This window comes from Mycobacterium sp. NAZ190054, assembly GCF_001545925.1.
Lineage (GTDB): Bacteria > Actinomycetota > Actinomycetes > Mycobacteriales > Mycobacteriaceae > Mycobacterium.
In genome coordinates this window covers 1-6,665 of record NZ_LMVQ01000210.1, presented here as the reverse complement: position 1 = coordinate 6,665, position 6,665 = coordinate 1, and the positions used below count along the sequence as shown (strand labels likewise).

Here is a 6,665-nt window from a genome sequence, read left to right as displayed (position 1 = left end):
TGGTACTGCACCGTCCGGGCGCTGATGAACAACCGCGCGCCGATCTCCGGATTCGACAAGCCCTCCCGGGCGAGGCGAGCGACCTGGGCTTCCTGCGGGGTGAGGGAGGTGACGGCCGGGGTGGTGTCCGGCGGTACCGCGGATTCCACCGCGTCGCCCGCGGAGTCCTCACCGTCCTCGGGCGGCACCCCCAGCACGGGCAGCAGGAAACGTGAGTCGTCGAGCCGGGCCGGCGCCCCGTAGTCGGGGGTGCCGTTGACGTTGACCATGAGTGGATAGACCCCCGGCCCGTCGATGCGCATCGACGACTGACCGGCGGCGCGCAACGGGTAGCTGAGCCGGAACGGGACCTGTTCTCCACGCGCCAGTTCCGGTGCGGCGGTGACGAAGTCGGCGACAGGTTGGTACTGGTCGACGTTGCCTGCCAGGTCGGTGCGCAGCGTGGTCGAGGTGGTGGTCGCCGGTGCGCGTTCCAGCCGCACCACGACGTCGCGCACGGACCGGTCCCCGATGTTGCTGATGGTGCCGGCGACCGTCACCATCGGGTCGCTGGTGGTCGTGACGACGTCGGGGGAGACGGTGTCGATCTGCACGCGCAGGAACTGCGCGGAGGCGGGCTGGGCGGCGCCGATCGGGGCGGTGGCGGCCGGGGCGACGGCCAGCAGCAACGCGAGGACCGCGAGAAGAATCCGCCGCGCGGGTCCGGCGGGTGACGATCGAGCGGTGAGGGACGAGCCGCGATGAGGAATCCGCCGCGCGGGCACGGTCACGGCCCTTGACCGCAGCCGTTCGTCCGCCGGCCGGGATTGGGTTGAGCGGTGGGGTCAGGTCTGTGCCGCCGCGTGTGCGAGTGGGTCTGTCCGCGGCGTCGCGGCGCGGTGCGCGGGAGCGGCGGGAGCGCACCGGGCCCGTCGGTGTGCAGTTTCTCGATCAGCTCGTCGGCGACCTCGGCGAGCCGGCGTTCGTCGGCGTAGGCCAGCCGCGACGGCAGGTCCTTCACCGGAACCCACGCCACCTCGGTGACCTCGACGTCCTCGTCGGAGAGCTCGCCGCCGGAGAAGCGCATCAGATAGTGGTGCACGGTCTTGTGCACGCGCCGGCCCTCGGTGACGAACCAGTAGTCGATGCTGCCCAGCGCGGCCAGCACGCTGCCCTGGATCCCGGTCTCCTCGGCGACCTCCCGGATGGCGGTCTGCTCGGCGGTCTCACCCATCTCGATGTGGCCCTTCGGCAGGGACCACAGCATCCGGCCGCGGCGGTCGATGCGCCCGATCAGCGCGGCGACCTGATGGTCCTTGGGGCCGTCGATCCCGTCGATGACGAGGCCGCCGGCGGACGTCTCGTGCACGGTGCGCAGCCGTTCCGGCGGGCGCCGGGTCCTGGTCTTCTGCGGCTTGGGCGACTGCCCCGATCGGCCGGCGGCGCCGGCTGCGGCGCTTTTCGGGTTCTCGTCCGGGCCCGCTTCGGGAGGCCCTGCCGCGCGTCGGCCCCGGCGGCGCCCGCGGCGCCGTCGTGGTTTGGCCTGTTCGCCGTCCGACACCCAAGCGATAGTAGCTGGCATGAACGGCAGCACTCGCCACACTCGCCGGTCGGTGACATCGCTGTGACCAGTAGGCTCATCGGACGTGCAGGACCCCACCCCCGAGGACGATGTAGCTGAATTGCTGGCCGCGGCGCAGGTCGCGCTGAACGCGCACGGCGGGGTGCTGCGCGAGGTCGGCCGGCTGTTCGCCGACCACGGTCACGAGCTGTACCTGGTCGGGGGCAGCGTGCGGGACGCGCTGTTGGGCAGGCTCGGCTCCGACCTGGACTTCACCACCGACGCCCGGCCCGACGAGATGCTGCGCTTCCTGCGCGGCTGGGGCGACGCGTTGTGGGACACCGGCATCGAGTTCGGCACGCTCGGTGTCGGCAAGGGCGGCGACCGGCTGGAGATCACCACGTTCCGCGCCGACACCTACGACCAGGTGTCGCGCAATCCCGAGGTGCGCTACGGCGACAACCTCGCCGACGACCTGGTGCGCCGGGATTTCACCGTCAATGCGATGGCGGTCCGGGTCACCCCCGACGGCCCCTCCGAGTTCCTGGATCCGCTCGACGGGCTCGCCGCGCTGCGCCGGAAGGTGCTCGACACCCCCGCCGCGCCCGAGGTGTCGTTCGGCGACGACCCGCTGCGCATGCTGCGGGCGGCCAGGTTCGTCTCGCAACTCGGCTTCGCGGTGGCGCCGCGGGTGCGGCAGGCCCTCGAGGAGATGGCACCGCAGCTGGCGCGGATCACCGCCGAGCGGGTGGCCGCCGAGCTGGACAAGCTGCTGCTGGGCGCCGACCCGGTGGCCGGGGTGGACCTGATGGTGCAGACCGGTCTCGGTGAGGTGGTGTTGCCCGAGGTCGGCGCCATGCGGATGGCCATCGACGAACACCATCAGCACAAGGACGTCTACCAGCATTCGCTGACCGTGCTCCGGCAGGCCATCGACCTGGAGGGCCCCGACGGTCCGGATCTGGTGCTGCGCTGGGCGGCGCTGCTGCACGACATCGGCAAGCCGGCCACCCGCAGGCTCGAGGCCGACGGGGGAGTGAGCTTCCACCACCACGAGGTGGTCGGGGCGAAGATGACCCGCAGACGGATGCGTGAGCTCAAGTACTCCAAGCAGATGATCTCCGACGTCTCGCAGCTGGTGTATCTGCATCTGCGTTTCCACGGCTACGGGGACGGCCGCTGGACCGACTCGGCGGTGCGGCGCTATGTCACCGACGCCGGGCCGCTGCTGGGCCGGCTGCACAAGCTGGTGCGCGCCGACTGCACGACGCGGAACAAGCGGCGCGCGGCGCGATTACAGGCCAACTACGACGACCTGGAGCGGCGCATCGAGGAACTGGCGGCCAGGGAAGACCTGGCGCGGGTGCGCCCGGACATCGACGGCAACGAGATCATGCAGATCCTCGGCATCCCGCCGGGCCCGCAGGTCGGGCAGGCGTGGAACCATCTCAAGGAACTCAGAATGGAGCGCGGCCCGCTCGATCACGACGATGCCGTCGCCGAATTGCTGAAGTGGTGGAACGAGAACGGCGGCCCCGGCGTCTGATCAAGGTATGGAGTACTGCCTGGGCGACGCCGACGGGTCGGCGACGTGGTGGACCGCCGGAGCCGACAACGATCTCGACGGGGACGGCGTGCTGGATTCCGTCGGGCTCGATCTCGACGGCGACGGGCTGATCGACGACGTGCTGGCCGATCTCGACGGTGACGGCACAGCCGAGCACGCGGCGCGGGACCTGGACGGCGACGGAATCCCGGAGGCCTTCTTCACCGACGACGGGACGGGCACGTGGACGGTCGCCGCCGAGCGTGGCGGTGCGGCGCTGCGCTGGTTCGGTCTCGACGGGGTCGAACACCCCGCCGGTCCGGCGCCGCCCGACCTCGACGGGGACGGCGAGCCGGAGCGTCTGGCGGATGCCGACGGCGACGGGCTCGCCGACCGCGCGTTCGGTGCCGGACAGGCGTGGGTGGACACCGACGGTGACGGCCGGTGGGACGTCCGGCTCGCCGACGCCGACGGCAACGGCACCGCCGACTCGGCCGAGTACCGCTAGTCCCGGTCGCGGCCGGCGCCGGGTGGACCGGCGAAGGCCTGGGCGATGGTCAGCCACTTCTGGGCATCGGCGCCGACCGCGACGACGTCGAGCGCCGAGCGGGGCCGGCGCTGGGTGACGAGCATGCAGAAGTGCTCCGCCGAACCTGTCACCTGCTGGGCGGCGTCCTCCGGTCCCCACGTCCACTCCGGCTCACCGGTTCCGGGCGGTGCGGATAGTTTCACGTGGAACGGTTCCCGCGGCGGGGTCAGCCCGTGCACGGTGAACGCGAAATCCCGGGTGCGCACCCCGATGTGGGCGATCGAGCGCAGCCGCGCCGTCGGCGCCCGTGTCACGCCGAGCGCGTCGGCGACGTCCAGGCCGTGCGCCCACGTCTCCATCAGGCGCGCGGTCGCCATCGACGCCGCACCCATCGGCAGGCCGAACCACGGCAGTTTGCGGCCGGCGGGGACGGTCAGCAGTGCGTCGTGCAGCGCGGTGCGGGTGGCGCGCCAATCGGAGAGCAATTTGGCCGGCGGCGTGGCCGCGAGTTCCTCGGCGCCGGCGTCGACGAAGCCGGTCGGGTTCTGCGCAGCCTCGGTGACGACCGCCGCGAACGCGGCCTCGTCGGTGACCGACAGCAGCGCCACCCGGTCGGTCCACAGCAGGTGGGCGATCTGGTGGGCGATCGTCCACCCCGCGGCCGGGGTCGCGAGCGCCCATTGCCCGGCAGCCAGCGGCGCCACCAGGGCATCCAGTTCGTCGCTCTCGGCGCGCAGATCGCCGACCATCGGGGCTGCTCCGGCCATGGGGCTCACCCTAGCCGGGCAGCCGCCCGCGCCGTCCCGCGGTCGCGTGCACGGCCAGCCCCGCCAGGTACAGGCCGGCTCCGGTGACAGCCAGCGCGGGGGAGTGCCCGTCGGGCGGAATCACCAGCGCCGCACCCGAGATCGCGAGGATGAACGCCACCCAGAAAATCGAGTCCTGCACCGTGAACAGGTGTCCGCGCAGCGCGTCGTCGACATCGATCTGCATCGCGGTGTCCGCGCACAGCTTCACGACCTGGCCGGCCGCTCCGAGCAGGAACCCGCACACGATCATCACCGGCAGATACAGCGTCGCGCCGCACAGTTGCACCGCCGCGGCGAAGGCCAGTGCGCCGTTCGGGGCGGCGTATCGCCCCCACTTCGCGACGAGCGCGGGGGTGCAGACGGTGGCGAGGAACTGACCGGCGCCGCCGGCGGAGACGAACAGGACGGTGGTGCCGAACCCGGCGACGGTCGCGGTTTCGGTGTGGCGCACCATCACCAGCACCAGCAGGGTGTTGATGCCGAACACCATGCGGTGCGCGGCAAGACCGGACAGCGTCGCCGCGACCGACGGCACCGCCACCACGGTGCGGGCGCCGTGCAGCCAGCCGGTGGCCACGGCGTAGACGACCGAGCCGTGCACGGCCCGCATGCTGTCGTCAGGGCCGAGCATCCGTGGCGGGAACCGCATCGACAGCCACAACGCCACCCCCACCGGCACCGCCACCAGGAAGATGATGATCGAGGCGCCGGAGTCGCCGGCGCCGAACCACCAGCGCGGCAACAGCATGAAGATGGCTCCGACGAACGCGGCGACGGCGGTGGTGGCGGTGGCCACCGAGTTCATCTCGATGACCTGATCGCGAGGCACCACGTGCGGCAGCGCGGCACTCAGGCCGGAGGACACGAACCGGGTAAATCCGTTGGCCAGCAACGCGCTCAACAGGATCGGGATGTCGGAGAGCCCCGCGGCCAGCAGTGTCCCGACGCCGAACACCACCACCAGGCGGCCGAGGTTGGCGCCGATGAGCACCAGGCGCCGGTCCCAACGGTCGAGCAGCGCGCCGGCGAACGGGCCGAGCAGTGAGTACGGCAGGAACAGCACGGCGAACGCCGCGGCGATCGCCCACGGCTCGGCCTCGCGTTCCGGGTTGAACAGGATCGCTCCGGCGATCCCGGCCTGGAACAGTCCGTCCCCGAACTGGCTGACCGCGCGCAGCTCGAGCAGCCTGCGGAACTCGGGCAGGGCTCGCACCGAACGCCACACCGTCCGGAGAGCGCGGTCGTCGGGCACGAAAGTCACGTCCTGGTGGCGAGGCGGGGAAGGGGAGACGGTCGGGCATCGGCTGCGCGTCCCGATCCACAGTACAAATACCGAGAGCGGCGCCGTTGTCGACCACGATCGCGCGGCGGTGGTGTCATGATGGTCGAATGGCGCAACCCGAGGATCCGGAGGACTTCGTCGCACCTGCGGCACACCGGGTCCGCGCGGGCACGCTGCTGCTGGCGAACACCGATCTGCTGGAGCCGACGTTCCGGCGCAGCGTGATCTACGTCGTCGAACACAACGACGGCGGGACCCTCGGCGTGGTGCTGAACCGGGCCAGTGAGACCGCGGTGTACAACGTCCTCCCGCAGTGGGCGAAGCTGGCGACCAAACCCAAGACCATGTTCATCGGCGGCCCGGTCAAGCGCGACGCCGCGCTGTGCCTGGCGACGTTGCGGGTCGGGGTGGACCCGGGCAGGGTGCCCGGGCTGCGGCACGTGCAGGGCAGGGTCGCGATGGTCGACCTCGACGCCGACCCGGACTCGATCGCACCGGTGGTCGAAGGGGTGCGGATCTTCGCGGGCTACTCCGGCTGGACCATCGGCCAGCTGGAGGGTGAGATCGAGCGTGACGACTGGATAGTGTTGTCAGCCTTGCCCTCTGACGTCCTGGTCGAACCGCGGGTGGACCTTTGGGCAAGAATCCTGCGCCGGCAGCCACTGCCGTTGTCGCTGCTGGCGACCCACCCGATCGACCTCTCGCGCAACTAGCGGTCGCAGGACAGGGTGCACGTCCCGCACCCGCTGGCACCGCTGCCACAGCCACCGCCGGTGACCGCGGCGTGCTGCGCGTTGCGCCGCGCGACGGCCGTGGCCGCCTGCCAGCATCCCGCCGCGACCGCGGTGCACGCGTGGAAGAACTCGTGATGCCCGAACGTCGTGGGCCACGGGTTGGGCCACTTGAGCGCGTAGAGCACACCACCGATGCTGTAGAGCGCGCCGCCGACGATCAGCAGC

The 6,665-nt window shown here is 71.5% G+C and carries 7 protein-coding genes and 1 pseudogene; 3 read left to right on the top strand and 5 right to left on the bottom strand.

Annotated elements, in window-relative coordinates; translation table 11 throughout:
* Both ASJ79_RS15675 and ASJ79_RS15670 read right to left on the bottom strand, forming a co-directional pair.
* The coding region (locus ASJ79_RS15675; protein WP_231750865.1) for a helix-turn-helix transcriptional regulator at positions 1–689 on the bottom strand (689 nt) is incomplete at its 3' end.
* 77 nt (positions 690–766) lie between these two features.
* Positions 767–1,540 carry an NUDIX hydrolase gene (locus ASJ79_RS15670; protein ID WP_197420230.1) on the bottom strand — a complete coding sequence of 258 codons (774 nt, stop codon included), beginning with the start codon at positions 1,538–1,540 and terminating at the stop codon, positions 767–769.
* 85 nt (positions 1,541–1,625) lie between these two features.
* Here ASJ79_RS15670 and ASJ79_RS15665 point away from each other — a divergent pair, with 85 nt between their 5' ends.
* Positions 1,626–3,086 (top strand): CCA tRNA nucleotidyltransferase, encoded by a 1,461-nt coding sequence (locus tag ASJ79_RS15665; protein ID WP_067956711.1) that lies wholly within the window; start codon positions 1,626–1,628, stop codon positions 3,084–3,086.
* Positions 3,087–3,093: 7 nt separating this feature from the next.
* Entirely contained in the window at positions 3,094–3,594 is a 501-nt protein-coding gene (locus ASJ79_RS15660; protein WP_067956707.1) for a pullulanase, read from the top strand.
* Here the strand turns inward: ASJ79_RS15660 and ASJ79_RS15655 are convergent.
* On the bottom strand, positions 3,591–4,382 hold the full coding sequence (locus ASJ79_RS15655; RefSeq protein ID WP_067956704.1) for a TIGR03084 family metal-binding protein: 792 nt from the start codon (positions 4,380–4,382) through the stop codon (positions 3,591–3,593). The two genes, ASJ79_RS15660 and ASJ79_RS15655, sit on opposite strands and share 4 nt — an antisense overlap.
* A 10-nt stretch (positions 4,383–4,392) precedes the next feature.
* Positions 4,393–5,676, bottom strand: a complete 1,284-nt coding sequence (locus ASJ79_RS15650) for an MFS transporter (protein ID WP_067956713.1) — start codon at positions 5,674–5,676, stop codon at positions 4,393–4,395.
* Between the two features lie 137 nt (positions 5,677–5,813).
* Between ASJ79_RS15650 and ASJ79_RS15645 the strand changes: the two genes are divergently transcribed.
* A complete protein-coding gene (locus ASJ79_RS15645) occupies positions 5,814–6,419 on the top strand; it encodes a YqgE/AlgH family protein (RefSeq protein WP_067956700.1) in 606 nt (201 codons plus the stop codon).
* A 113-nt stretch (positions 6,420–6,532) separates the two neighbouring features.
* On the opposite strand, the pseudogene ASJ79_RS32305 reads toward ASJ79_RS15645, so the two are convergent.
* A pseudogene (locus ASJ79_RS32305) lies at positions 6,533–6,665 on the bottom strand (hemolysin III family protein); the annotation flags it as partial.